The sequence below is a fragment of the Streptomyces nanhaiensis genome (assembly GCF_046614825.1).
Taxonomy (GTDB): domain Bacteria; phylum Actinomycetota; class Actinomycetes; order Streptomycetales; family Streptomycetaceae; genus Streptomyces; species Streptomyces radiopugnans.
The window spans coordinates 96,570-121,370 of sequence record NZ_JBKJFM010000003.1 but is presented as its reverse complement, the minus strand read 5'-3'; the positions used below and the strand labels follow the sequence as shown (position 1 = coordinate 121,370).

At 71.5% G+C, this 24,801-nt stretch carries 28 protein-coding genes; 21 read left to right on the top strand and 7 right to left on the bottom strand.

From position 1 onward, the window contains the following. Window positions 1–120: 120 nt before the first annotated feature. The 3 genes from ACLIYP_RS02110 to ACLIYP_RS02100 form a co-directional block, all read right to left on the bottom strand. Window positions 121–1,302 (bottom strand): S1 family peptidase, encoded by a 1,182-nt coding sequence (locus ACLIYP_RS02110; protein WP_279951742.1) that lies wholly within the window; start codon window positions 1,300–1,302, stop codon window positions 121–123. Between the two features lie 435 nt (window positions 1,303–1,737). After that, window positions 1,738–1,989, bottom strand: a complete 252-nt coding sequence (locus ACLIYP_RS02105; protein ID WP_412711413.1) for a recombinase family protein — start codon at window positions 1,987–1,989, stop codon at window positions 1,738–1,740. A gap of 374 nt (window positions 1,990–2,363) precedes the next feature. Next, a complete protein-coding gene (locus ACLIYP_RS02100) occupies window positions 2,364–3,110 on the bottom strand; it encodes a DNA-methyltransferase (RefSeq protein WP_412711412.1) in 747 nt (248 codons plus the stop codon). 613 nt (window positions 3,111–3,723) lie between these two features. Between ACLIYP_RS02100 and ACLIYP_RS02095 the strand changes: the two genes are divergently transcribed. The 18 genes from ACLIYP_RS02095 to ACLIYP_RS02010 all read left to right on the top strand — a co-directional run bounded on the left by ACLIYP_RS02095 (window position 3,724) and on the right by ACLIYP_RS02010 (window position 19,273). Next, window positions 3,724–4,830, top strand: coding sequence for a C40 family peptidase (locus ACLIYP_RS02095; protein WP_237880975.1), 1,107 nt, complete (start codon window positions 3,724–3,726; stop codon window positions 4,828–4,830). Between the two features lie 64 nt (window positions 4,831–4,894). Beyond that, on the top strand, window positions 4,895–5,203 hold the full coding sequence (locus ACLIYP_RS02090) for a DUF6112 family protein (protein ID WP_237880976.1): 309 nt from the start codon (window positions 4,895–4,897) through the stop codon (window positions 5,201–5,203). After that, window positions 5,203–5,892, top strand: coding sequence for a hypothetical protein (locus tag ACLIYP_RS02085; RefSeq protein ID WP_412711411.1), 690 nt, complete (start codon window positions 5,203–5,205; stop codon window positions 5,890–5,892). Before ACLIYP_RS02090 ends, ACLIYP_RS02085 begins: the two co-directional genes overlap by 1 nt. 42 nt (window positions 5,893–5,934) lie before the next feature. After that, window positions 5,935–7,365: an SCO6881 family protein gene (locus ACLIYP_RS02080; protein ID WP_459076337.1), complete on the top strand. Its 1,431-nt coding sequence runs from the start codon at window positions 5,935–5,937 to the stop codon at window positions 7,363–7,365. A gap of 90 nt (window positions 7,366–7,455) precedes the next feature. After that, window positions 7,456–8,910, top strand: coding sequence for an SCO6880 family protein (locus ACLIYP_RS02075; protein WP_412711410.1), 1,455 nt, complete (start codon window positions 7,456–7,458; stop codon window positions 8,908–8,910). Between the two features lie 22 nt (window positions 8,911–8,932). Beyond that, window positions 8,933–9,403 carry a DUF6238 family protein gene (locus ACLIYP_RS02070; RefSeq protein ID WP_412711409.1) on the top strand — a complete coding sequence of 157 codons (471 nt, stop codon included), beginning with the start codon at window positions 8,933–8,935 and terminating at the stop codon, window positions 9,401–9,403. Window positions 9,404–9,431: 28 nt separating this feature from the next. Next, on the top strand, window positions 9,432–10,931 hold the full coding sequence (locus ACLIYP_RS02065; RefSeq protein WP_412711408.1) for an ATP-binding protein: 1,500 nt from the start codon (window positions 9,432–9,434) through the stop codon (window positions 10,929–10,931). Between the two features lie 265 nt (window positions 10,932–11,196). Continuing rightward, window positions 11,197–11,703, top strand: a complete 507-nt coding sequence (locus tag ACLIYP_RS02060; protein WP_412711407.1) for a suppressor of fused domain protein — start codon at window positions 11,197–11,199, stop codon at window positions 11,701–11,703. Between the two features lie 87 nt (window positions 11,704–11,790). Next, complete coding sequence (locus tag ACLIYP_RS02055) at window positions 11,791–11,931, top strand: hypothetical protein (protein WP_412711406.1); 141 nt, start codon at window positions 11,791–11,793, stop codon at window positions 11,929–11,931. A gap of 35 nt (window positions 11,932–11,966) precedes the next feature. Beyond that, window positions 11,967–12,410, top strand: a complete 444-nt coding sequence (locus ACLIYP_RS02050; protein WP_412711405.1) for a hypothetical protein — start codon at window positions 11,967–11,969, stop codon at window positions 12,408–12,410. Between the two features lie 437 nt (window positions 12,411–12,847). Next, complete coding sequence (locus ACLIYP_RS02045; RefSeq protein ID WP_412711404.1) at window positions 12,848–13,654, top strand: hypothetical protein; 807 nt, start codon at window positions 12,848–12,850, stop codon at window positions 13,652–13,654. Window positions 13,655–13,684: 30 nt separating this feature from the next. Then, on the top strand, window positions 13,685–14,182 hold the full coding sequence (locus ACLIYP_RS02040; protein WP_412711403.1) for a hypothetical protein: 498 nt from the start codon (window positions 13,685–13,687) through the stop codon (window positions 14,180–14,182). After that, window positions 14,175–14,462, top strand: a complete 288-nt coding sequence (locus tag ACLIYP_RS02035) for a hypothetical protein (RefSeq protein ID WP_237882754.1) — start codon at window positions 14,175–14,177, stop codon at window positions 14,460–14,462. Before ACLIYP_RS02040 ends, ACLIYP_RS02035 begins: the two co-directional genes overlap by 8 nt. 67 nt (window positions 14,463–14,529) lie before the next feature. Then, window positions 14,530–16,386 (top strand): type IV secretory system conjugative DNA transfer family protein, encoded by a 1,857-nt coding sequence (locus ACLIYP_RS02030; RefSeq protein WP_412711402.1) that lies wholly within the window; start codon window positions 14,530–14,532, stop codon window positions 16,384–16,386. After that, window positions 16,383–17,546 carry a DnaB-like helicase N-terminal domain-containing protein gene (locus tag ACLIYP_RS02025; RefSeq protein WP_412711401.1) on the top strand — a complete coding sequence of 388 codons (1,164 nt, stop codon included), beginning with the start codon at window positions 16,383–16,385 and terminating at the stop codon, window positions 17,544–17,546. The genes ACLIYP_RS02030 and ACLIYP_RS02025 overlap by 4 nt, the downstream gene beginning before the upstream one ends. Next, window positions 17,543–17,755 (top strand): hypothetical protein, encoded by a 213-nt coding sequence (locus ACLIYP_RS02020; RefSeq protein WP_412711400.1) that lies wholly within the window; start codon window positions 17,543–17,545, stop codon window positions 17,753–17,755. Before ACLIYP_RS02025 ends, ACLIYP_RS02020 begins: the two co-directional genes overlap by 4 nt. 115 nt (window positions 17,756–17,870) lie before the next feature. Further along, window positions 17,871–18,449 carry a hypothetical protein gene (locus tag ACLIYP_RS02015; protein ID WP_412711399.1) on the top strand — a complete coding sequence of 193 codons (579 nt, stop codon included), beginning with the start codon at window positions 17,871–17,873 and terminating at the stop codon, window positions 18,447–18,449. Window positions 18,450–18,700: 251 nt separating this feature from the next. Then, window positions 18,701–19,273, top strand: a complete 573-nt coding sequence (locus tag ACLIYP_RS02010; protein WP_412711398.1) for a DUF4240 domain-containing protein — start codon at window positions 18,701–18,703, stop codon at window positions 19,271–19,273. Window positions 19,274–19,448: 175 nt separating this feature from the next. Here ACLIYP_RS02010 and ACLIYP_RS02005 read toward each other — a convergent pair whose 3' ends face one another. Together ACLIYP_RS02005 and ACLIYP_RS02000 are read right to left on the bottom strand one after the other, a co-directional pair. Further along, window positions 19,449–19,934, bottom strand: a complete 486-nt coding sequence (locus ACLIYP_RS02005) for a hypothetical protein (RefSeq protein WP_412711397.1) — start codon at window positions 19,932–19,934, stop codon at window positions 19,449–19,451. A 174-nt stretch (window positions 19,935–20,108) separates the two neighbouring features. Further along, window positions 20,109–20,813 (bottom strand): DUF6308 family protein, encoded by a 705-nt coding sequence (locus ACLIYP_RS02000; protein WP_412711396.1) that lies wholly within the window; start codon window positions 20,811–20,813, stop codon window positions 20,109–20,111. 343 nt (window positions 20,814–21,156) lie between these two features. Between ACLIYP_RS02000 and ACLIYP_RS01995 the strand changes: the two genes are divergently transcribed. The 3 genes from ACLIYP_RS01995 to ACLIYP_RS01985 are packed head-to-tail and all read left to right on the top strand — an operon-like array spanning window position 21,157 to window position 23,383. Beyond that, a complete protein-coding gene (locus ACLIYP_RS01995) occupies window positions 21,157–21,744 on the top strand; it encodes a DUF4913 domain-containing protein (RefSeq protein WP_412711395.1) in 588 nt (195 codons plus the stop codon). Between the two features lie 2 nt (window positions 21,745–21,746). Next, window positions 21,747–22,508 (top strand): glycosyl hydrolase, encoded by a 762-nt coding sequence (locus tag ACLIYP_RS01990; protein WP_412711394.1) that lies wholly within the window; start codon window positions 21,747–21,749, stop codon window positions 22,506–22,508. 14 nt (window positions 22,509–22,522) lie between these two features. After that, window positions 22,523–23,383 (top strand): SPDY domain-containing protein, encoded by an 861-nt coding sequence (locus ACLIYP_RS01985; RefSeq protein WP_412711393.1) that lies wholly within the window; start codon window positions 22,523–22,525, stop codon window positions 23,381–23,383. A 54-nt stretch (window positions 23,384–23,437) separates the two neighbouring features. On the opposite strand, the gene ACLIYP_RS01980 is transcribed toward ACLIYP_RS01985, so the two are convergent. Beyond that, complete coding sequence (locus tag ACLIYP_RS01980; protein WP_412711392.1) at window positions 23,438–24,250, bottom strand: hypothetical protein; 813 nt, start codon at window positions 24,248–24,250, stop codon at window positions 23,438–23,440. A 62-nt stretch (window positions 24,251–24,312) separates the two neighbouring features. Next, window positions 24,313–24,723, bottom strand: coding sequence for a hypothetical protein (locus ACLIYP_RS01975; protein WP_412711391.1), 411 nt, complete (start codon window positions 24,721–24,723; stop codon window positions 24,313–24,315). Window positions 24,724–24,801 lie beyond the last annotated feature (78 nt).

Here is a 24,801-nt window from a genome sequence, read left to right as displayed (position 1 = left end):
CATGTCACTTCGGGTGGGAAGAGTCCGAAGTGAAGGAATGGAAAGCGCGCCTGGAGTTCGGCGCGTCCGGCGAGGAGCCGCCGCGCTCCCTCTGCGCCGAGCGCGGCGGCCTCTGCCCGGTCAGCCGGCCAGGAGCGTGACTCCCAGAGAGGAGAGCGCGCGACTGATCGGCTCGTGGATCATGCCGCAGCCGCTGTTCGGGCCGCCGCTGAGAATGCCGTGCGCAGTGGATCCGTTGTAGACACCGCTACCGCTGTCGCCCGGCGCCACGCACGCTGTGCTCCAGGTCATCCCGGTCAGGGTGCGGCCGGGGTAGTAGACGGTGGCATTGGTGTCGGTGATCTGCCCGCAGGTGTAGCCGGTGGTGGAGCCCTGCTTGCACACGTACTGGCCCACGTAGTCGTAGTTCCAGCTCCGGATGGGCTGGGTGGTGTAGACCCACCCCCGCGGCTGCCAGAAGGCAGGATCACTGATCCGCACGGCGGCGTAGTCGCCGTAGTAGCCGAAGTGGTAGGACGCGGTGCTGCCCACACCCTGGTAGCCGTAGCTGTAGGTCGGGACCTGCCAGTAGGAGGCGGCCTCGGTGCAGTGCCCGGCGGTCAGCATGTAGTAGCTGGAACCGGCGTAAGCCATGAAGGCGCTGGTGCAGCGGGTGTTGCCGCCATAGATGGCCAGCCCCGAGCGCAGCGGCGGGTCACAGGAGTACTGCCCGCCGCAGTACAGCGGCTCGGAGGCGTGCTGGTAGGTGTCGATGACCAGTGCGTCCCCGAACTTCCGCTCGGCCCAGCGCACGGTCCGCTGCTGCTCACCCGTGAGCTTCCTCCCCTGCGGAAGGTCCAGCCGCAGCACGTTCTTCTCGGTCACCACCGCGGACTGCAGGCCGTGCTCGGCGCCCTTGTTGGCCTTGGCGATCCGCTTGCCCAGCTCTTCCGACATCTTCTGCAGTTCGCTCATGCCGCGCCGGACGACCACGGCCTCGGCCGCCGCATTCGAGGCAAGAGCGCTCACCGTCGGCACCGCCGACTTCCCCGTCACCGCGACCATCAGCTTGCCGCCTCGGTCGTGGTCCACCCACGCCCCGCCGAAACGCGCTCCCAGTCTCTTGCGCAGCTTGGTGGCGAGAGCGGCCTGCTCGTCCTGCCGCGCTATGCGCCGCTGCCCTTCCTTGGCCGGGATGCCGTAATCCTTGGCCAGCTGGGTCGCTGCGGCCTTCTGCTGGGCGTCCAGGCGCGGTTGGGCCTGGACCGCCTCACCGGCCGAAGCCGGCGGAGCCAGGAAGATCGCGGCGATGAGAGCGGCCAAAGCCGCCCACACCGCCCCCGACAACCGTAGTGAAGCACCGTGCATCGAGCACCTCCGTGTGATGGAGCGAACACCGGATGCGGTGGACACCTCACGCAGCGCGTCTATGAACATCCGGCGTCAGGAGCATGACAGGGAACAATATGGCGGGTGACATTTCACATATCAAGGGTGGTGTTCCAATCTCCGCAGATCCACTTGCTGCGCGTAGGCAAACTCCCTGGTCAGCGAGACTGGTTCTCCTACGACCCGCCTCAACAAACTGCCACATGGCTGGCGGCGAGGCTCGGCTCTTGGCCGTTGATCGTGACCAAGCAGTGGGAGAAGCAACACGTTTAGTGACCACCAGCGCCCAGGAAGGGCACGAACATGCCCGTGGAGGTACTCGTCGCACTCGCCGCCGAAGCGGAACCGTTACGGCACGAACAGCACCGGTCAAGGCCGGTGCCCAGGCATGGCAATGCGGACGCCACCCGGCCGCCCGCACCAGGGTCTGCCCGGCAGATGGTCGGCAAGCACGGTGAGTTCGGCGGCGTCGCGGCCGAGGCGCTTCATCTCGTACACGGTGAGGGTGACCCGGCAGTGCGGGTGCGGGACCTGGACTTTGACCTCGCGGGCCGTCCGCAGCGCTTCCTCGAACCGGGGGCGGGCCCGTACGCGGATGCTGATCTCTTCACTTCTCTTCACTGAAGATCTTGACCCCCGGGATGCCGTGCCCGCTGAGCGCGTCGAGCTGGGAGGGGATCTGTGCTGTGAGGTGCCTCCGGTACGTCCGTCACCGTATGGATAGCTCAGACCGGGCTGCGGGTATTACTCGCCTGCCCTGGGACCGGGATGTGCAGACGGCTCTGGGAGGGGTCCTCTCCGCGCGAGCGGAGGTGTTCCGCTGTTCACCGGCTACGACGGCGCCTCGTAGGTGTACTCCCTGTACGAGCGGGGGGTGTTTCGTCCTACGAAAACGCACTCCAAATAACCAGCACGTGCTCCCCGCGCGAGCGAGGCCGTTCGTCAATGCGCAGCTCGCATGAGAGCGCGGATTCAAACTTTCAGGGGGTCACGTTTCATTTCTCAGGCCCCACCAACACGAAGTCGTCCCGGGACAGCTCACCGCGCAGCCGCTCCTCGGCGAGGTCGGCGTAGTGCCTGGAGAGTTCGATGCCGATGAAGTGGCGGCCCTCGCGGAGGGCGGCGACGCCGGTTGAGCCGCTGCCGGTGAAGGGGTCGAGGACGGTTCCGCCCTCGGGGCAGATCTGGACGAGCTGGCGCATGACCTCGACGGGCTTCTGGGTGATGTGGACGCGGTCCTTGCGGGGCTGGGAGGCGGTGAAGAAGCCCGGCAGGTACAGGTCGCGGCTGCGGTCGACGGTGCCCTTGACGCCCCAGTAGACGTACTCGCAGTCCTGTTTGAAGCCGCCCTTGCGGGGGCGGGCGGTGGGCTTGCGCCAGGGCATCACGCCGGTCCAGGTCCAGCCGGCCATCTGCAGGGCGTCGGAGGTGGCCGGTCCTTGGCGCCAGTCGGAGAAGACCAGGGCGCTGCCGTGTTCGCGGGTGAGGCGGTAGGCCTCGGTGAGGAGTTCGGCGAGCCAGCGGATGTAGGAGCGCTGGTCGCGGTTGTCGCCGGGGAAGTCGGCCAGGTCGTGGGCGGCGTCGCTGGAGGTGTACTTGGCGCGGGGTGTGCGGCCGGTGCGTTCGGAGCTGGTGCGGCCGCCGGAGTTGTAGGGCGGATCGGTGATGACGGCGTCGATGCTGTGGTCGGCGAGGCGGGTGAGCACGGTGAGCGCGTCGCCCCGGTGCAGCGTGTAGGCCATGCGGCAGGGCTCCGTGTGGGGGTCGGGGTTGCGGGTTCCGCTTCGGATGGCGCTTTGCATCGTTGCTGACGGTGATCAGTCCGCCGGAGGGTAACCGGGGTTGTCCGGCCGTGCCCAACGAGACGGTGCCCGACGCCTTCGCCGCTGTGGCAGCTACCGCAGGGATCGTTTGGTGCGGCCGTCCTCCGTGCCTACCGTCTCGCCTTGCCGGCGGGGCGGGTGCTCCCCTCGCCCATGCCGCACCTGCCCTGCCGGGCGCCGCCCTCTCGTGTGCCCGGAGTGTGTCCGGCTTCGGGCCAGGGGCCTTCGGCGTGCTGTGGAAGGAGGTGATCCGTCATGCGCGTCGAGAGATTACGAGCGCGGCTGGCTGCCGCTCCTCGGTGATCGCCTCCTGTGCCCAGGGGGCGCCGTCTTCCGATTCCGGGTGTCTTCACCCGCGGGCTCATGGATTCACCGGCGCGGTGCCGGCGGACCTCTCACGAGACACCGGCACCGCGCCTTCTGTGTGTGCTAAGGAGTCGTCCATGCGACGTGCCCGGACACGTCTTCCTCACCGTGCGGCGAACACGGTTCAGGCCGTCGTCCCCCGTGAGGCCGCCACCGGGTGGTGGCGGTGAAGAAGACCGCTGCCGTGGTCGGCGCGGTGGCGGTCGGCCCCATGTTCCTGCTCGCTCCTGCGGTCGTGGCCGGCGCGCACGACGCCAGGGCCGTCTGCGCCGATGGGGCGCAGGCGGTGGACGCCGCCGCGGTCGCCCGCCAGGTGGAGGAGATCCTGAACGGCGGCGACGGCGGCTCGGTGTCGGTCCCGGGGCTGGAAGCCCCGGAGGAGCAGGTCCGCAACGCTCGCATCATCCAGGCGACCGGCGTGGCGATGGGGGTTCCGCCTCGCGGGCAGGTCGTCGCCCTGGCGACGGCGCTGCAGGAGTCGGGCCTGCGGAACCTCGCCTACGGCGACCGCGACTCCCTCGGCCTGTTCCAGCAGCGCCCCAGTCAGGGCTGGGGTACGGCGGAGCAGGTACGGGACCCGGTCCACGCCTCCAGGCGCTTCTACCAGGTCCTGCTGGAGGTGGACGGGTGGGAGTCGATGACCGTCACACAGGCCGCCCAGGCGGTCCAGCGTTCGGCGTACCCGGACGCGTACGCGAAGTGGGAGCCGCTGGCCACCGCGCTGCAGAGGGCCATCGCCCGGACGCTGCCCCAGGACGGTGCCGGCGGCAGCGGTGCGGGCAGGTCCGTCGCGGCCAGCGGATGCTCCGATGAGGAGATCGCCGGAGCCGGGCCGATCCCGGAGGGGAAGACGCCTGCGGGCTACGAGATCCCCCGGGACGCTCCGCGGCCGGTGCGGACGGCGATCCGCTGGGCGCTGGGCCAGCTCGGCACCCCGTACCAGTGGGGCGGTACGTGCACGGACCCGCGCGGCCCCGACCCGATGGGGCGCTGCGACTGCTCCTCGCTGATGCAGATGGCCTACAAGGCGGGCGGCGTCACGCTCTCCCGGACGACCTACACCCAGGTCAAGGAGGGCCGGGCGGTCGGTGTCGGGGGCATCAGGCCCGGCGACCTGGTCTTCACCCGGGGCACGCCCGCGCGGCCGGAGCACGTGGGGATGTACATCGGCTCCGGCTACATCGTCAACGCGCCCAGGACCGGCGAGGTGGTGCGCGTCGAGCCCCTCGCCGACTGGAAGCCGCAGATCCTCGCCGTCCGCCGCGTCGTCTGACCGGCGCCCCTACCTGTCCCTCCCCGGTTTTCCGTATGTCCTCGAGAACGATCTGGAGTTCGTCTTGCAGCTCGTCGAACACCTCCGGCACCTCGCCTACGACCCCGGTGTCAGCCCGAAGAGCGGTGGTCTTCCGGGGCTGAGCGTGCTCCGCGACGTCATCAGCAGCATCAACCTCTTCGGGATCGTCGCCGTCGTCGGCGCCCTGGCCGTCTCTCTGCTGGTGTGGGCCTGGGGCCACCACTCCGGAGGCCACCAGGCCGAGGCCAACGGCAAGAAGGGCACCGTGGTGGCCGCCTGCTGCGCGCTCGGGCTCGGCGCGGCCAACGGCATCGTGGCGTTCTTCAGCGCCCTGGGATCGAAGGTGCAGTGATGCCCGAGCCCAACACCCGTACCGCCTCGGGCGGCGCCTTCTCCACCGTGCGCCGCCGGGTCCTGCTCGGTGTCGCCGGCCTGGTGGCGCTCACCGCGCTGGCCGGCCTGTTGCTCTTCCTCGCACGTCCCGGGGACTCGTCCGCGCCGCCGGAGGCTGCCCGCCCCCGCACCACCGCCCGCCCGTCCGAAGGACCGGCCACCAGGCAGCCGCACACCCAGCACCGGGCGCCGTTCCCGGCTCCGCCCCGGACGGACGATCCGGTGGTCTTCGCCGAGGCGGCCGCGGAGGTGCTGTGGTCCTACGACACCCGCGCCCGCACCCATCGCGAACACCTCGCGGGGCTGCGGGAGTGGATGACGGACGAGAAGGAGTACGCCGACTGGGAGTCGGTCTCCGCCCAGGTGCCCGACCCGGCGCTGTGGTCCCGGATGCGGGCCAACCACCAGCGGGCGACCGCCGAGGTCCTCGAGGCCCACTTCCCGCAGGCCTTCGAGGAGGCCCTGGCCGACGACCCCGGCGCGATCACCAGCGCGTACGTCTACGCGGTCACCGTCACCGGCAGGCAGGCCATCACCTGGACCGACTCCGGCGCGGGCGCCGAACCGCGGGCCGTAACACTCGCCGTCCAGTGCCGCCCGGAACGGCAGTGCGCGCTGGCCGGGGTCGTCCCCCGCGTCAGCCCCTGATCTCACGCACCGCAGCACGGACGCAGAAGGGAGGTGCTCCGAGTGGACATCTGCGACGTCCCGCTGATGGACAAGGTCTGCGGCGCGGTCGACTTCGTCTCGGACCCCGGCGGCAGCATCACCGACGGCATCGGCGCCTGGATGGCCAAGTCCATGGGCGAGTTGGCCGCCTCCGCGGCCGACCTGGCGGTCAAGGCGGTGGACTCCACGACCCGCGTCGACCTGAACGCTGCCTGGTTCCGCGACAACTACGAGCTGCTGCTGCCGATCGGGCTGGTGCTGACCGTGGGCACGTTCGTACTGCAGCTGACCCGCGCCGCCTGGCGGCGGGACGAACGGGCTCTGGCGCAGGCGGCGATCGGCACCATGACCGGCGTCTTCTTCGCCTTCAGCGCCATCGCGCTGACCACCGTGGCCCTGACCGTGGTCGATGCGCTGTCCGCCGGGCTGTTCAAGGCGGCGAACAGCTCGGTGGACGACGCGATCCGCCGGGTGGTCAAGGTCAGCCACTACGGCGCCATGTACCCGATGGGCTGGATGGTGCCCACCCTGGTGGCCCTGGGCGCCGCCGTGGGCACGTTCATGTACTGGGCGGTGATGGTCGCCCGCAAGGTCGGCATCCTCATCCTGGTCACCCTGGCGGTGTTCGCGGGAGCCGGTGGCGGCTGGGAGGTCGCCAAGCGGTGGCGGCGCGGCTGGATCGAGGCCACCGCCACCCTGGTGGTGAGCAAGCTGCTGATGACGATCGTGTTCCTCACCGGCGTCTCGGCCATGGGCAAGGCCCCCGCCGGCGGCGGGGTCGCCGCGCTGTCGGACGCGATGGCCGGCATCGTCGTCCTCGCCCTGGTGCTGCTGTGCCCATACGCGACGTACAAGTTCGTGCACTGGTCCGCCGACGGGAGCGGCAACGACGAGCTGCACCGCGCCGGTGCGGCCGGGATGTCGGTCGCGGCCGGCGCCGCCAGGACCGCGGGGTCGCTGGCGGTGCAGGCGAGCACCGGCGTCCCGGCGCCGCAGGGCCCGTCCTCTGTGCCCGGGATGGGCAAGGGCGGTGTCGCCTCCGGCATCGACCCCGCGGGCAGCACTCCCGACCCGCTCGACTCCCTCCCGTCGGGGAAGCGGACCACCTTCCGCTACGGCGAGGACCCCGGTGCCGCGGGCGACAAGGGCAGGGCCCTGATCCGGCGGCCCCGTACCGACGGCGACCGCGACCAGCCCCTCATCCGCCGCCCCGGACAGGGCGACCAGGCCACGGGGACGTCCTCGGCGGCGGGCCCGGCCGGACCGGCTTCTCAGGGGGCGCCGTCCGTGCCTTCCGTCCCGGGGACGCTGTACGGCCCTGCGGCACCGTCCGAGTCGGGCCCGGCGTCATCACCGCCTTCGCCGGGCGCTCCCGCTCCGGAGGGTTCGGCCACGCCGCGGCGCTGGGTCTATCCCCAGGACCGGCCTTCGGACACGGGCTCCGGTTCCTGAACGCTCCCGAAAGGGGCGGGCCGCGGTCTTCCGCGCCGCAGTCCGCGGCCCGCTCCTCCCGCTCTTCATACATCGTGAGGACGGCTTCCCATGCACACCGACGCACCAGCCACGATCAGGTTCCCCCACCGCTCCCACCGCGGAGTCCTGCTCGGCCTGACAGCTCCGCAACTCCTCGTCACCGCCCTCGCCGGTCTCCTCCTACTCGCCGCGGTCCTCGCCTCGGGCATCGTCGGCGCGCTGAAACTCCTGCCGCTGTGGGCCGCTTTCCTGGCGGTGATCTTCGTCCGCCACCAGGGCCGCTCCCTCGCCGACTGGGCGCCCGTCGCGATCCGCTACGCCCTGCGCCGCATGCGCGGCCAGCTGCTCTGGCTCACTCGGCCCTCCACCAGGCCGCGCCGCGAGGGACTGCTCCACCTGCCGGGCACCGCCGCCTCGCTGCGGGTGGCGACCTCCCCCGACGGGCGGCTGAGCGCGGTGCACGACCCGCACCACGGCACCCTGACCGCCGTGGCCAGGGTCTCCTCCCGCGCCTTCGCCCTGCTGGATGCGGGGACGCAGAACGCCAACGTCGCAGGCTGGGGCCGGGTGCTGGCGGCACTGGCTCGCACCGGCCAGGTCGCCCGGGTGCAGGTGCTGGAGCGCACCGTCCCCGATTCCGGCGACGCCCTCAACCGCTACTGGAGCCGGTACGGACAGCCCGGGACGCCGGTGGCGGGGCAGGTCTACGGCGAGCTGATCGCCGCCGCCGGACCGGCCGCCGCACCGCACGAGGCGTACGTGGCCGTCGCCCTGGACACCCGGGCAGCCCGGCGGACGATCAACCAGGCCGGCGGCGGGCTGGCCGGGGCCTTCACCGTCCTGGCCCAGCTCACCGCCGTCTTCGACCAGGCCGCCCACACCGCCGGGCTCGCCCCGTCCGGCTGGCTGACCGCGCGCGAGATCGCCGCCGTGGTCCGCACCGCCTACGACCCTGCGGCGCTGTCCGCCCTGGACCGCTGGTCACCGGGCATCCGGCCGCAGGCGGATCCCGCCGCCGCGGGCCCGGTGGTGCTGGTGGAGAAGGCCGACCGGATCGAGACCGACTCCGCGCACCACACCACGTACTGGATCGAGAACTGGCCCCGCACCGAGACCTCCCCCGGCTTCCTGCACCAGGTGCTGTTCACCTCCGGGGTACGCCGCTCGCTGTCCCTGACCTACGAGCCCAAGGACCTGCACGCGGCACTGCGGGACGTGCGGCGCCGCAAGGCCACGGTGATCGCGGACGCGGCCGAGCGGCAGCGCCGGGGACAGGTCGACTCCGAGGAGGACTCGGTGGAGTACGCCGACATCAAGGACCGCGAGCGCCAGCTCATCGCCGGTCACGCCGACGTCGCCCTGACCGGGCTGCTGACGGTCTCCGCCGACTCCGAGGAGGAGCTGCGCACCGCGTGCGCCGCCGTCGAGACCGCGGCCGTCTCCGCCCTGATCGACCTGCGGCAGCTCACCTGGCAGCAGGCCGAGGCGTTCACCAGCGCCGCCCTCCCCCTCGCCCGCCCGTGACGCACCGCCCTCCGGCACTCCCATGAAGACCACCGCCATGCCGATCCCGCCGCCCCTGCCCGAACCCGCCGAGGGCTTCGTACCGCTGGCCACCGCCGCACTGGAGCTCCACCTCGCGCTCAACCTGCCCGGCGACAGCGCCGCCGCCGACCGCGCCGAGCTGGACGCCCTCCACGCCCATCTGGTCTCCCTCCACCGACTGCTGGACGCCCACACCATCCGCACCGGTCCGGTCGCCGCAGCCGAGGCGGACCACCTGCGGGCGGTGCGCACCCGGCTGTGGCAGGCCGCCGAGCATCTCCACGCCGCCTTCCACACCGCCCCGCGCCCCACGACCTGCCGACCGCCCGGGGCGGAGGCACACCGCCCCGGCCTGCGGGAAGGCCCGCCGTGGTCGGCCGTGTGCCGGCGACACCTGCGCACCGCGCTGCGGGTGCGGCGCCAGACCCCGGCCGACCTGCGCGACCCGTTCACCGGCCTCGTCCGCCACTGACCGTCCGTCCTTCCCGGAGGACACCGCCATGCCCCGCATCCGCGCCACCGCCAGCCGACTGTTCGTTCCCCACCAGGCTGACCGCGCCCAAGTCCGCGCGAGCCGCGAGCAGTTCGCCGCCGCCCGCAGCAAGGCCCGCGGCGCCGTACCCTCCCGGCCCCGCCCCTCCGGCAAGGGCGCCGATCCGGAACTGCGCGCCGTCTACCCGGCCGCCGGACGGCCCGGACCGGCCTCCGCGCGCGGCGGCCGACTCAAGCTGCCCGCCCACCGGATGACCACCGCGACCGCCGCCGGCGCCTACCCCTTCCTCGCCGAGGGCGGGCTGGGTGCCGAGGGCCTCTACATCGGCCGCGACGTCCACGCCGAGGCCGCCTTCTGCTACGACCCCTTCGTCCTGTACGGGCGCCTGGAGGGCTTCACCAACCCCAACATCCTGCTCGCCGGGGTCATCGGCATGGGCAAGAGCGCCCTGGCCAAGTCGCTCGCCCTGCGGGCCGTCGCCCACGGCTACCGCGTCTACGTCCCCTGCGACCCCAAGGGCGAGTGGACGGCTGTCTCCTCCACCCTGGGCGGCCGCACCATCGCCGTCGGCCCTGGACTGCCCGGCAGGCTCAACCCCCTCGACGCCCCGGCCCGGCCGCACGGCGCCGACGAGGGCGACTGGGCGGGCGAGGTCCGCAAACGCCGCCTGCTGCTGCTCGCCTCCCTGGCCCGCACCGTTCTCAAGCGGGACCTGCGGCCGATGGAGCACACCGCGCTGGACGTGGCCCTGGACCAGGTCGTCGCCCACACCGCCCGTACCGGCCGCACTCCCGTGCTTGGCGACATCGCCGCCGTACTGGCCGACCCCGACTACCTCGCCCGGGTCGCCGGGCCCACTGGGGGTCACCTGGCCGGCGCTGCCCAGGACCTCGCCCACGCCCTGCGGCGCCTGATCGCCGGCGACCTGGCCGGGATGTTCGACGCCCCCTCCACCGTGGTGTTCGACCCGGCCGCGCCCATGCTGACCATCGACCTGTCCCGGCTCGGCGGCTCTGGCGACGACACCGCCCTGGTTCTGGCCATGACCTGCGCCAGCGCCTGGATGGAGTCGGCCCTTGCCGACCCCGCCGGCGGCAGGCGCTGGGTGATCTACGACGAGGCCTGGCGCGTGATGCGCCACGTCGCCCTGCTGGAGCGCATGCAGTCCCAGTGGAAGCTCAGCCGCGGGCTGGGCATCGCCAACATGATGGTCGTCCACCGCCTGTCCGACCTGCTCACCGCAGGCGACGCCGGCTCCCGCAGCCGCGCCCTGGCCGAGGGCCTGCTGACCGACTGCTCCACCCGCATCGTCTACCGCCAGGAACCCGACCAGCTCACCGCCGCCGCCTCCCTCCTGGGGCTGACCGGGGTCGAGACCCAGGCCGTCGGCGCCCTGGTCAAAGGCCGGGGTCTGTGGAAGGTCGCGGGCCGCTCCTTCATCACCCAGCACCTCCTCCACCCCACCGAGCGAGACCTGTTCGACACCGACGCCCGCATGCAAGCTTGATCTCCTGGTGCCGCCCGGCCTCCGTGCTGTGCTGGTCAACGCCTGGGAGGCCGCCGGGGCCGGTACAGAACATCCAGTCCCAGGACTGGTGAACTTGCATGGTGAGGTAGCGCGAGTTTGCGGCCGATGCCAGCGCTTCATGGCACCGGGTGATCTCTCGGAGACGCCCATCGGCGGTCTGGCATGTCGCGCGGTGAGCGTTGCGAGGATGCGGGCCGCGGAGGCTATCGAATCGCATGTCCGGGAATTCTTCGAAGGGCATCCCATGGAGGTCGTCGAGTACGACCTCGGGCCAGGACGGCGAGAGGTGCTGTCCGACCTGCGAGTTCTCGTCGTGGGTCCCGGCCCGCGCAGCGACTGCTGGGCCTACGTAACGGCCGGTTGCTGGTCCGCGGTGGAGCAGGGCGGCCACGGGCTTGAGTTCGTCATGACGACCCATGTCCGCGACCAGCGGTTCGTCGAACTCATGGCGATGATCGCGTACTACCACTGCGGTGGGTATCGGCTTGGTCCGGGACACAGCATGCCGATCGGTGAACCGTGGGTACCGGGTTCGGCCTGCGATCACCTGTTGATCAGCCTGCCCTATCTGCACGGCCCTGGCCTTGAGCGCTGTCCGTTGCCCGCTGGACACGCTCGCATCCTGTGGGTCTTGCCGGTAACAGCGGCCGAGATCGAGTACCGCCGACATCACGGCCATGAGGCGCTGGAGCAGATCCTCGACGAGGTAGGGATCGTTCCCACCGCCCCCTTCAGGACATCGGTCGTGTGAGTTGTCGTCCGGCCGCCCCGGAGTCATGGGGCTCGGTCCCCGCCGACGTATCGGCTCCAGGTTCCATCGGCTTCGACAACCAGGCAGGTGGCTGTCTTGTCGTGGCAACTGAGCGCCTTCGTGACGGCGGGAGTGGAGATCGTCACCGACAACCCGGACTCCGTCCCCTGCCGGCGCGTGATGACGGCCGCCCACGACGTCAAGGGATACGCCCGCCGCGTTCCGTGACCTCCGTCGATACCTCGTGGAAGGGAAGACCCCAGGTGGAAACGTCCGAGCTCGCCGAGCTGCGCACCATGTTCATCTTCACCCCGCCGCAGGGCAGCACCTGGAACCTGGTACTGGCGGACTTCGCGGCTCGTCTGCGTGAGCGCACCCCGGACGAGTTCGTCCGCATCGACGAGAACCCCCAGGGGCCGGGCGCCCGCGGCCCGTCCATGAGCTTCGGCTTCACCCTCCAGGACGGAGCCGTCGAGGGATTCGTCCTGACGGTCCCGGAAGGCGCAACCGTCACCGGCGTGACGGCCCGGGAGGCGGCGGAGTTCGCGATGTGGCTCCGCAACCACGTCGTACCGAACGGTGCACCCATGATGGTCAACACCGAGTGGGGAGTGGAGGACGACTTCCCCGAGGCCCTGGTACCGGACGTACCGCGCCCCAGCCTCGTCGCGGCCCTCCTGTCACACCTTGAGGAGAGGCTCGACTGACCAGCCGCAGCGGGCAGTTCGCCCAGTAGGTCCCCGGCGAACGAGGCGCCGTGATGGTCAACGTCTTGACCAGGGGACAGACCTACCGGGTGGACGGCACGCTCATCCTCATCGAGGCGGACCAGCAAGTAGGTATGCCCGGAGACATGTATGCCGCAACAGTCGACCGAGCCAGCCGCGGAGTCGGCTCCGTAGCCTCGGCGCGACCCCGGCGGCGGGGCAGGTGACGGTTCAAGGCTCCGGCGCTACTGCACCTGCCACGCAGCCCGCAAGGACCTTCTCGTGCCCCGGCCACCCCGGGCTCATCGACTGCTACCGGAAAACCTGCGGTCCAGCCAAATCCCCTGACTTCCGGATCCTGCTCCTGCCCGGTCGTTTTCGCCCCGGGGATCGGGCGCCACCCCTTGCCCGGGCGGTTCTTTCCAGGAGCAGCCTCCATGAGCAGCCCGCACGTCACGGTTCGCCACCATGACGAGTTCGGCGTCGTGGCATGGAACGTGCGCGACCACCACCTCGTCGACCACATGCTGCGTCTGGTCGGGTTCGAGCCCGTTCCCGGCCAGGCCCTGTATGCGCTCACCGAGCCGGACCGTGATCCGACCAGGCGCGCACGGCAGGCGATCGGTTCTCTCCGAGCGGCTCGCCTCACCGTCGTCGCAGATGCCGCCTACGACATCACCCCATCTCGTCGGCTCCCCTCCGGTCGCGGTCTTCTCGACCGCCGTGACCGGATCGCGTCGCAGACCACCGGCCACGGCAGTCCGGTCACCGGAGAACCGTCACCGTCAGGCCACGCCGGTGCCGGTGCCGGCGATCGGGCGCCGGCCGCGGACACCGGCCCGGACGTGGCTTTCGGTGTGCACCCCTCGCTGGGAGTCGTCGCCGCCGTCACCGACGGCCGCACGGCGGGCGAGCGGATCCTGCGGGAGCAGGGTTTCCGGTACCAGCCCCGACTGGATGTCTACACGCTGCCGGACACCTCCAGGTACCGCGAGGCCGTGCAGAAGGTCGCCCGGACGAGTGCGGCGCTGCAGCGGGCCGGTCTGACCGTCGCCGCTCAGCCGCACCTGGCCGCGTCCGTGGTCTCCGTACGCGTCCCCTCCCGTGCCGCTTCCGCGCGGGCCGAAGGCTTCGCGCTCGGCGGTGGTCCCGCCCGTACCTCCCAAGTGAGGACGGCGCAGACGGCCGCCGCTTCCCGGGCCGCAGCCGCCGAACCGCGTCCCACCCGGGGCCCCTCCCGCTGATCGTTCCTTCCGAGAGGAGTCATGCCTTCGATGGCCGTGAAGAGGATCTGGACCATCGACCACGCCTGCGGACACCGGGCCGACAGGGACCTGTCCGACCGGCCCGCCGATCGCCGGGCCGGATACGCCCGGTGGCTCGCCGAGCGCGACTGCACCTCCTGCTGGAAGACCTCCCGCACCGAGGACGCCGAAGCCAGAGCCGCCTGGGTGGAGGCCAAACGAACAGAGGAGCTGGCCGAGGCCGAAGCATGGGCCGCGCAGTACCGGATGCCTCCGTTGGAGGGCACCGACCGCCTCGTTCCCTGGGGTGTCCGCTGCCGCCACCGGCTCATGACCGCCGCATACACGGCCCTGGTCGTCGAAGGCGAGACCGGCGAAGCGGCCTGGGAGCGCATCGAGGACGCCGCCCGGACCGTCACCCGCGCCGGGTGGTGGGTCGATCAGCGCGACACCGATCCCGAGGACCTGCCCGAGTTGCTGGAGGCCGCCACCGAAGCCGACCGCCCGACCGAGAACCCCTATGTCTGATCCGCTCCCCGCCGAGGTCTCCATGCGCACATCCGACGGCAGCCGCACCCCTCCTTCCTCGCGGGCTCCCGGCATCGTCATCGCCCGGCACCCCGAGATCGGCGTCACCGCCGAGGACGGTGGCAAGCCGGCCGCCGCCCTGCTGCGGCACGCGGGCTTCATTCCGCAGCCCTCGCCCGGGCAGCAGTGGCACCGGCTCCCCTACGACTACGACCTCGGGGAGCCGGCCGGGAACGAAACGGCCGACCACGCCCCGGCGCTCGCAATGAGGGCCACGTGATGGCCGCCGCCGGAAGAGCTCACCGTGCCGACCCCGCCACCGCCCCTGCCCGCTCCCGGAGTCCGCCGTGCCGTCTCCACGCACCCGTACGCCCTCCCCCACCACCGGTACCGACCTGCTGCTCTACCCCCTGCTCGGGCTCGCCGCCGCCGGGATGACCGGCGGCTCCCTGGCCTGGCTGACCGGCAACCTCACCAGCCTCCTCACCGGTCATGATCGGTGGGCCGCCTACCAGCCCGTCGAAGCGCTGTTCCACCCCGAGCGGCTGTGGCCCCACCTGTCGCCCACCGCAGTACTCGTCGGTGCACGCGCCGCCCCCGCCCTGGTCACCACCGTCGCCCTCGCCGCCGGGCTGCTCCTGTGGCTGCGGCTGCGCGCCCCGCGGAACGGATTGGCAGGTCCGCGGGATCTGGCGGCGCTGCTGCCCGAGCAGAGCGCGGCCAAGGCCGTCGATCTGCGTCCCGGCCTGTCGGGCCGCAGGCCGAGGGACGTACATCCGGACGACCGCGGTGTCCTGCTCGGCACCCTCACGCCGGGCCGGGCCGAGGTGCGGTCCTCCTGGGAGGACGTCCTGCTGGCGATCATGGCCCCTCGCTCGGGCAAGACCTCCTGCCTGGCGGTCCCCGCCATCCTCCGGGCCCCCGGTCCGGTGCTGCTGACCTCCAACAAGGCCGCTCGGGACGCCTACACCGCCACCGTCGGCGCCCGCGCCGAGGCCGGACGGGTCTGGACGCTGGATCCGCAGCAGATCGCCCACGCCCCGCGCGAGATGTGGTGGGACATCCTCGCCGACGCCCGCGATCTGCCCGGGGCCCGGCGTCTGGCCGGCCACTTCGTGTCGGCCTCGGTGGATGACTCCTCGCAGGGCGATTTCTGGTCCACCGCCGCCGCCAACACCCTCACCGCTCTGTTCCTGGCCGCGGCCCGCAGCGGGCGTCCGATCACCGACGTGCTGGTCTGGCTGGCCTCTCCTGCCGACCGCACTCCGGTCGATCTGCTGCAGGACGCCGGGCTGGAGGCGGTCGCCGCCCAACTCCAGGGCACCGTCGCCGGCGCGGTGGAGACCCGGGACGGCATCTTCGAGACCGCCCGCCAGTACGCGGCCTGCCTGCTCGACCCGGAGGTCGCCGCCTGGGTCACCCCCACCGATGAGCTACCCGAGTTCAGGCCGCAGGAGTTCGTCACCGGCCGCGACACGCTGTTCCTGCTGTCCAAGGACGGCGGCGGCTCCGCCTCAGCCATCATCGCCGCCGCGGCGGACGCGGTGATGCGCGCGGCCGTCGTCCAGGCCGAGCGCGACGGCGGGCGGCTGGACCCGCCGCTGCTGGCAATCCTGGACGAGGCCGCGAACGTCTGCAAGATCAGCGACCTGCCCGACCTGTACTCCCACCTCGGCTCCCGTGGCGTCATCCCGATCACGATCCTGCAGTCCTACCGACAGGGCGTACGGGTGTGGGGCGAGGCGGGCATGGACGCCCTGTGGTCGGCGGCCACGATCAAGCTGATCGGTTCCGGCATCGACGACGCGGACTTCGCCGACAAGCTCTCCCGCCTCGTCGGCGACCACGACGTGCCCACGGTCTCGAAGACCACGGGCGAGTCCGGCGGATCGACCTCCGTCTCCCTGCGGCAGGAGCGCGTGCTCCCGGCCGACGCCATCCGCGCTCTGCCCAAGGGCTCGGCTCTGCTGCTCGCCACCGGTGTCCGGCCCGCCCTGCTGAAGCTCAGGCCCTGGTACAAGGAGCCGGGCGCCGAGGCACTGGGCAGTGCCTCGGCCAGGGCGGCCGCGGCGATCACCGAGCGCGCCTTGGCCAAGGCCGCCGCCCTTCCCTCCGATGCCGGATCCGGTCGGGCCTCCCCTTCGCCGACCGCTCTTGGCCGGGCGTCCGCAGCCCAGGACCCCGGATACGAGGTCCGCCGGTGAGGCCACTGGTGGAGGCCGAGCAGGCGGTGCTCGGCGCGGTGCTCCTCGACCCCGGCCAGCTTCCGCGCCTCGCCGGCTGGCTGGCTCCGGCACACTTTTCCCGGCCCGTCCACGCTGCCCTGTACGCGGCGATGCTCAAACTCCGCGCCGACAGGCACCCCGCGGCACACGCGGGCGCCGACGAGGTGCCGCTGTCCTGGGTCACCGACACCGTCGCCGAGGCGAGCCGCCATGTGCGGGGGCTGACCGCGGCGTACCCGCACACCCTCGTCGCCGCATGCCCGCGTCCCGGCCACGCCCCGGCCTACGGCCGGATGGTGCTGGAGGGCGCCATCCACCGCAGCGTCGCGGAGCACGCCGTCCGTCTGCACCAGGCAGCCCGCGCCGATGCGGTCCGAGGCGAGGCGGAGGAGAGCCTGCACTGTGCCCGCAGGCTCACCGGCGTACTCACGGACCTCGGTCGCCGGTGGGGTGGTGTCGAACCACGTGCCACCGCTCCGCGAGGGCCCTCGCCAGCTGCTCCGCAGCCCTCCCTTCCGCCGGACGAGCGGGTGGTCGCCGACGAGCGGCACCTGCTCGGTGTGCTGGTCGAGCGTCCCGCACGGCTGGACCAGGTCGTTGCCTGGCTCCGGCCGGAGGACTTCGCCGTTCCCGCTCACGCCCTGCTCTACCGGTGCGTGGCGGCGCTCCACCACCGCGGCGAACCCGTGGACCACCTCACCGTGCTGTGGGAAGCGCAGCACCGCGGCCTTCTCGCCGACGGCACTGTGACGGCCGAGCAGGTCAGGGACGTCTGCGGCAGCGCGGCAGCCGGCTCCGCCGAGTACCTGGCGCAGCAGGTCGCGCGTGCCTCCGTGCTGCGGACCGCCGCCGCCTCCGCCCGGGCCGTGCAGGAGCTGGCGGACGACGAGTCCCTCTCCCCCGGCCGCCTCATCGGCTATGCCCTCCACGCCCTGGAACCGCTGGCGGAGGCCGTGCGCCGCTGGCGGCAGGCCACCGGCTCCCCTGAACCGCCCGTCGCCGCCCGACCTTTCCCCGACCGCATCGCCGCCGCCCGCACCCGCAGCCGGCTCTCGCCGCCGAATCGGGCCGTCCGTCCACCCGCCGCGGCAGCCCGCACGGTGACTCATGCCTGTCCATCCCATCGGAGCCGCCCATGAGCGATCGACTCGATGACGGCGCTGAGCCCCTGCACGCCCTGGACGACGAGGCGAAAGCTCCACGCAGGCGCCTTCCGGTCTCCCTGCTTCCCGGCCGCTTGCCCGACCTGTCCTTCGTCGGCGCCCTCTCCTCTGCCGTCGTCTCCGCCGGCTTCCGCCTCCCAGCCCGGCCGACGGCCTCGCCACCTGGGCGAGTCGGCGAGACGTGACCGGCCACCCCGAACCCGCAGCCACCGCGGGCCCTCACCCTGATCTGCCCGCCAGACGACCGGCCCCTCTTCTCCACCTGCCGCCCAACCCGCGATCACCTTCTCGGAGTTGCTCGTGACCAGCCTGACCGCCGAGGACGCCGAAGCCCTGTACGAAATGGCCCTGCGCTTCGACACCGAGCGGAAGCACCTCTCCTTTCCCGAACACCACGGCCGTCTGCCGAACCTCGTCGAGGTCTCCCAGCGCCTGAGCGGCCTCGGTGAGTTGCTGACCGAGGTGTCGGACGAGGTGCTGTTCCGTGCGACCGCTCCCGAGCAGACCGAATCCCAACGCCAGACCGTCGGCGTGTTCACTGCAGCTGCTGCACACGTCAGGCAGGCCATACGCCTGGTCTCCGACGCCCACTACCACCTGGCCGTCCCGCAGGGAACGGTCGGCGGGCCCGATGCCCCCGACCGCGCTGAGAGCGCCACCGTTGCCGGTGAACGGCTGGACGAAGCGCGCCTGGCCATACTCACGGGCGGCTTCCTTCTCCACAGGGCCGCAGAGCAGCAGAGCCTCCTGTCCTCCCGCGCCGCGCGCAGCCGGTCTGCGCTGCCCGGCCTTCCCCGCAGCAGTGGACAGGCATCTGCCGCCCGTCCAGCGCACAGCCCTGCGCCGGCGTCCTCTCCCGCTTCTCGGCACAGGCGGTGATCGCGTACGAAGTGCCTTCCGGAGATCCGCGCACCAAACGCGGCAGCGTTCTGGCCCGGCACCGAAGGACCGACCTCCAACACCACCCGGTCCCCGCGTGTGCCGTGGCCGGTGCCCGCCAGGAGAGGGCGTGCCCTGGTCGTCCCGACTCGGAGGCGGCGCACCTCCAACCTCTCCTTCCCTCCGCCTCATCGGCGAGGCACGAGGTATCCGCCAGACGCTGTCACATCGGGATGGCACAGTGGCCCCTCATGGACATCGACGAGTTCTGGCAGGTCATCGAGGCAGCCCGGACGAGCACCGCTCCTACCCACAAGGCGCTGGCGGACCTGCTGGCCGCGCGCCCCGCCGAGGAGATCCTGGCCTTCCAGGAGCGCTTCGACGTGGTGCACGGAGCCGTGGACCGCTGGGACCTGTGGGCAGCCGCCTACCTCATCGGTGGCGGCTGCTCGGACGACGGCTTCATCGACTTCCGTGCCGGCCTGATCGCTCAGGGCCGTGCCTGGTACCAGAGAGCAGCTCTCCACCCCGACGATCTCGCCGACCACCCCACCGTGCGCCTCGCCGGCCCGGGCCCAGGTGAAGAACTCTTCTACGAAGAGATCAATTACGCGGCCGCCGCAGCCTTCGCCCGCCACACCGGAGACCGCGACGCCTTCTACACCGAGCTGGCCCGCCGAGAGACCGCGCCGTCCCAGGAGGAGCCGGAGCACGACATGGGAGAGGACTTCGACTTCGACGACCCGGCCCGGATGCGGCAACGTCTGCCCCGGCTCGCAGCCTTGTACCTAGACGACGAAACGCACCGAACTCGCCGGCTTTGACCGGTCAGATGGGGAAGAGCTCAGTACCTCAGACCGCCGAGCCCCCGCCATCCTCTGCTTTGAGTTTCCCCCTCACCTTCTCGGTGGCCGTGCAACGGGGCACCCGGCACCGGACCTGTGGCCCCTTCGCGGTATCCCGCGACGGCCCTCCACCGACACCGGGGCACGGCAGCGGTCACATGACCGGTGGTTCGGCCAGGAGCACGACGCGGTCGGCTTCGGCGTCGAACCCGAGTACCGGGTGGCCGTAGTCACCCTCCGGGTCCATCAGCACCGGCTTGCCCAGCCGCCGCCCTATCGCCCGGAGAAGGCCGCAGAACACATCCAGCCGTTCCTGCCCCTGAAGCTCGCGCAGATCCACATCGAAGTCGATCTCCTCTGTCGTGCGAAAGCGGAAGATCGCCAGCACCTCGTCCGACGGCCAGACCCGCAGCTCGGGGCACTCTGCTTCAGCCGGACGGGACAGCACCACCGCGGCCCGGGGTGGCGGCAGCACCGCCTCGCCTTCGGAGTACCGGCACCTCCAGCCGCTCTCGCCGATGGGATCGAGGACCGCCTGCCAGTCCTCCACCGAGGCATCCGGCACACGTACGTCCGGCAGCGTCCCCATCACGCCTGGGTCGAAGAAGTACGCGACGTCAGCCCACAGCAACTCAGACATCCCGCCATGCTGTCCGCCGTCCCTCCCCGCCGCAGCCCGATTTCCTCGGCGGACCCGGCAGGACGCCTCTGCCTTGAGCTTCAAGAGGGCCCGGCAGGTGCGGAAGGACCGCCCCAGTGGAGGTCCGCACCGCGCGTCGGCCCACGGCCTCGGCCTACCGCCTTCGGCAGACGCCTACTCATCGGGCGCAGAGGGATCCAGTCCCGGGCACTTCCTGCTCGTGTGGTCGCCCCGGTGGCGCATCCACACCACGACATCGCATACCCGCAGCGCACTCACTGTGTCCGGCACCCCGGCCGCCGTCCGCAGCTCCAACAGGCGGCGGTGTATGGCTCGGTCCTCCGCGCGCAGGGCGACACGCAGGTCGTGCCAGAAGCGGGATGGAGACCCCAGCGCGCAGCGCACCACCTGGTCGTAGACCGGCAGCGATCGGGGGCGTTTGCGGGCCAGGAGCTTGCTGGCGGTCACCCAACCGACCTTCGGCTGGGTGACCAGGAGATGCCAGGCCCGGTCCGCCGGGGACCCCTTCCCGATGCGGGCCGGCTCGGCGTCGACGAGGTCGAGGCCGGTCGGGATCTGCCGGAGAAAGTCCTCGATCTGCTGTCCGAGACCGCCTTCGAGAAGGTCCAGCGCGGTGCGCGCCGGTATGCGGACGGAGAGCATCTGCACCGCGACCAGGTCGTCGGCAGTGATCTTGCAGGCGGTATCAGACCGCTCTCCTCCGCCCCCCAGCCCCTCGAAGCGGCTGCCGGTGAAGGGCGTGGTGCCCGTGTGAGGGCCTGTGCCGAAGTAGCTGCGCAGGTCATCGACGGCTCGAGGGGCACTGACCAAGGCGTGCAGCCGTTCGGCCAGTGTCCCGGGAGTTCCGGCAGGCGGCATCGTGACTCCTGGCGAGGAAGAGGCGTCCGGACGGGGGGATTGTTCCAGGCCACACAGCGTCCAGAGGCTGTTAGGAGCAAGAGGTTGCCGCCCTCCTCCGGGGGCTGAGGCCGGTTTCCGGCTCCGCCCGGCTCCGACACTTCCGAGTCCTCCCACGGCCGGCAGCGCGTTCTGGCTCTCGTCGCCGTTCCGGCCCCGGGTTCCACTCCGCCCGGTCAGGTATCGGCTTCGCGTCGCCCCTTGGGCGCAGCCCCATAGCCGTATACACCGGCTGCGCCAAGCCCGAGGTTCTCCGGACCATCCTCCTCGTCTGCATTCCGGCCCATCCCTGTGAGGGAGCACCATGCCCGACTCAGTCGAGGAAGCCCCGGAATCGGCCCGGGCTTCCGGACACGACCTGGACGATCTGGCCTCCACCGTCGCCCGGCTCGTCGCGGACACCCGCGCCCACGGCCGGCTCCTGGACCGGCTGACCGACGAGTTCGACGACCCCGCGGTCACCGCCACCGCGAGCGCAGGCAGCACGGAGGCCGAGTCCGCACCAGACGAAGAAGAGGTGCGTACGGCCTTCATCCTGGCGCTGGACGAGGATGCCTACGCTGCCGAGTTGAAGGCGCTGCGGTTCTGGGTGGACAACCTCCTGCTCCCCGTCTACGGGCGGGAGATCACCACCAACCGCCCCTGGTGCCGACAGTGGTACGAGCATCCCGAGGCCGTCGCGCGCCTGCACGCCCTGTGGCTGGCCTGGCAGCAGCTCACCGACATCGAGGCCGGGCCGGCCGGGCCCAGCACCTGGCACCGCGACCACCTCGACCCCACCCTGCTGCAACTACGTGCTCCCGACGGCCCGTTCGCCGCCTGCACCACCAACCCGGGTCGGCCGAACCACCGTCTGCTCACCACCCCCCAGAACGGTCCGGAAGAGAGGTGACCGTGCCCGACTACCGTCTCGACGGCCTCACCCCGGCCGACCAGGCGGCCGCCGACGCCAAGGACCACCTCGACCTGGCCGGCGACGACTTCCGCGTCCTGGCCGGCCACCACACCGCCGACGCGGCACACAGTTTCCTCGTCCTCCACGACAGCTCGGCCACCTGGGGCCTCCCAGGTGCTCCCCAGCTCGTCTCGCTGCACATCGCCCGCGACCTGCAGGCCCGCACCTTCCAGGTCGAGCACGCGCAGCACGCGATGGTGCCCTTCGCCCAGCGGTGGCTGGTCGCCCGCGGCTGCGATCCTGCGGCCATCCGCCTCCCGGAGGGCAGGTACAGCCGCCCTGCGGACGCCCTGACCACCGAGATCGAGGAACGCATCGTCCGCTCGGGCGAGCGGTACCAGGTGCTCGATCACCACACCCGTGACGGCGAACCGCACGAGACCTGGGTGATGGTCCGGGACACCGACCCCGGCGCCGCCCAGCGTCCGGTCCGGCTCTTCCTCGAGGAAGCCGGCCTCGACGCGTTCACCTACACCGTGCGCGAAGGCGCCTTCCGCGACGGCACAAGCGCCAACCAGTGGTTGATCGACCGGGACACACCGCTTCCCGAACCCGTGCGACACCCCGGCGCACCGGATCTCAGGGCTCGGGCCGCGCTCTCCCGGTCCAGCGGCACCGGTACCCGCCCCACCGCCGACGCCGCCCGAGTCGCCCCGGCGAGCGAACCGCAGCAGAGGCACGACCGACGGAGGGCCCGATGAACACACCGTCCCCCTTGACCGACGACGACCGCCGACGGGAGTACCACGTCGCTCCCCGCTACCTCGCCGGCCCCACCCACACCGGCGACCCTGCTCTCCGGCCCCTGCTGGAGCAGGGATGGGACATCGACGACGACGAGCTCGGCAACGTCTACGTCACCGCACCCGACCACACCGCCCGCCTCGGCTACCTGCCCGAGGGCGAGGACGACGTCCTGTGGAAGATCGCCGCCTACAGCAACCCCTTCGGCCCGCCGCACTGGGTGACCACCTTCAACGGCACCACCCCCACCGAGATCGTCACCGGCTTCACCACCGCCCTGGCCGAGAAGTACGCCCAGGGCCGCGACGGCTACCTGCACGGGAACCACCGGGTACAGGACGGGTACGCGCCCTTGGCCGCGGCAGGCTGGACCGTGCGCTCCAGCTACGACCACGTCGAGGTCACCGCCCCGGACGAGCAGGCCGGCCTGGTCTACCGCCGCGGCCGTACCGACCATCTGGCCGAGCTCTTCGGACATCGGGAGAAATGGACCCTCTGGGGCGGGCCCGAGGGCTACGGCTCACGCTGGTACGGCACCCACTCGACCCACACACCGGCCTCCCTCATAGCCGCCGCCACATCCGCCTTGGCGGACCCGGCCCCGGTCGTCCGCTCCCGAGCCGAGGTCCCCGACCGGTGCTGGGAGCTGGTCGAGGCAACACCGCTCGAACCACCGGCGTCATCCGTCCCCACGCCACTGGACGTCCGCCGAGCCCAAGCCGCCCGGGCCCGCTCCACACCCCCCGCTCCCTCGCCGTCGACCCCGAGCCATGCGGACTCCGCTTGGCGACCGGAGCGGCCTTCCTCTCACCTCCCGGGGCGCCGCCGCTGAACCGGCCACCTCAGAGCGACCAAGTCCTCAGGCAACCGCAGTTGCCGGGGCCGTCTACCCATCGATCCGTTTCACAGCACCGCTTTCCGTTACCTCGTACAGGTCAATGCGCAGCAGACGGCGCACGGCGGCCGGAACCCGTTGGGCGTGCCAGGCGGAGGTCGTCGACACGATGAGGGCGTATCGGGTGGTCGGAGACTCATCCGTCATCCGGCGCAGGAGCTGTCCGTAGGCGGTGTCGGCATCGGTGCCGGGTTCCTTGGTGCGCCCCTTTGCTTCGCCTATCAGCCGCTCCTCGCCTCGTACCGCCTCGATGTCGGTGTGGGGGTCAGTCGGGGTCACCGGAGTCCAGCCATCAGCCGTAAGCCAGCGTCGGAATGCCTCCACCACTCTCTCCTCGTCGCTGGCCTTCGGAGCGGAGGGGCGGGGTTCGTCGTCGGCTGCCGGCGCCAGGAGGCTTCGTATCGTCTCCAGGTCGGTCTCCCTGTTCCGGCGCAGACGGCCTCTGCTGTCGGCATCGAGCTGGGAGGGCCGGATCACCACAAGTCGGAGGCCGTGGGCCGAAACCTCGGTGTCGCGGCGCGCGTCGTACAGCGCCCGCTGCTCGCCTCGGTGCACCCCACTGACCGTCAGCCGATCCGGCTTGTCGAAGAACGGCACCGGCTGGTCGTGCTGTATCTCTCGGTACTCCACCACCAGCCGGTGACTGGCCCAGTACGAGTCGACCGGCAGTCTCGCCCGCCGCCCCGAAACGCCCGGATCTCCTAGAAGCCAGTCAAAACGGTGCTGTCTGCTCCCCTGTTCACCCAAGGCGTCGTCACACAGGTCGAGTACATATGCCTCATCGCTGTCCTGCCTGTTTCCCATGCCACGCGATGATGCCACCTGCAGCCAGCGTCGACCGCCGCTCCGGTACAAGGCATGCAGTGTCACTGCTCAGCATCGGATTCAGGCAGGTAGGCGCCGGCAAGGGTTCCGTCGTATCCGGAGGCGCGGATGGCGGCGGGCAGGGTGGGATAGGCGGTGGCCGGACCGGCGAGCATCGCGTCGAAGTCGGCCCGGGTGATCTCCCGCTCGGCCCACTGGTGTGAGCAGCGGCAGCGGATGCTGACCTCGCCACGGAAGCAGACGAGCAGCCAGTCGCGGCGGGCGCCGCAGGCCGGGCACATCACGGTGATGCCGGTGATGGTCAGTTCGTGCGGGTGGTGGACCGCTCGCCAATGCCCTGGACCGTCCAGTTCGCGGGTCTCCTGCTGGAGGCGCAGCAGGGGATCATCCGTCGGCGACGGCGAGGGACGCTGCTGGTGGCCGAACGGTCTGAGCGCGTGTGTCTTCTCCATGAGGCTTCTCCGGTTCCATCGGTAGCAGCCATCGGATGGTGCTGTCGAGGGGCTTCGGTGTGCCTTCCGGGTGTGGAT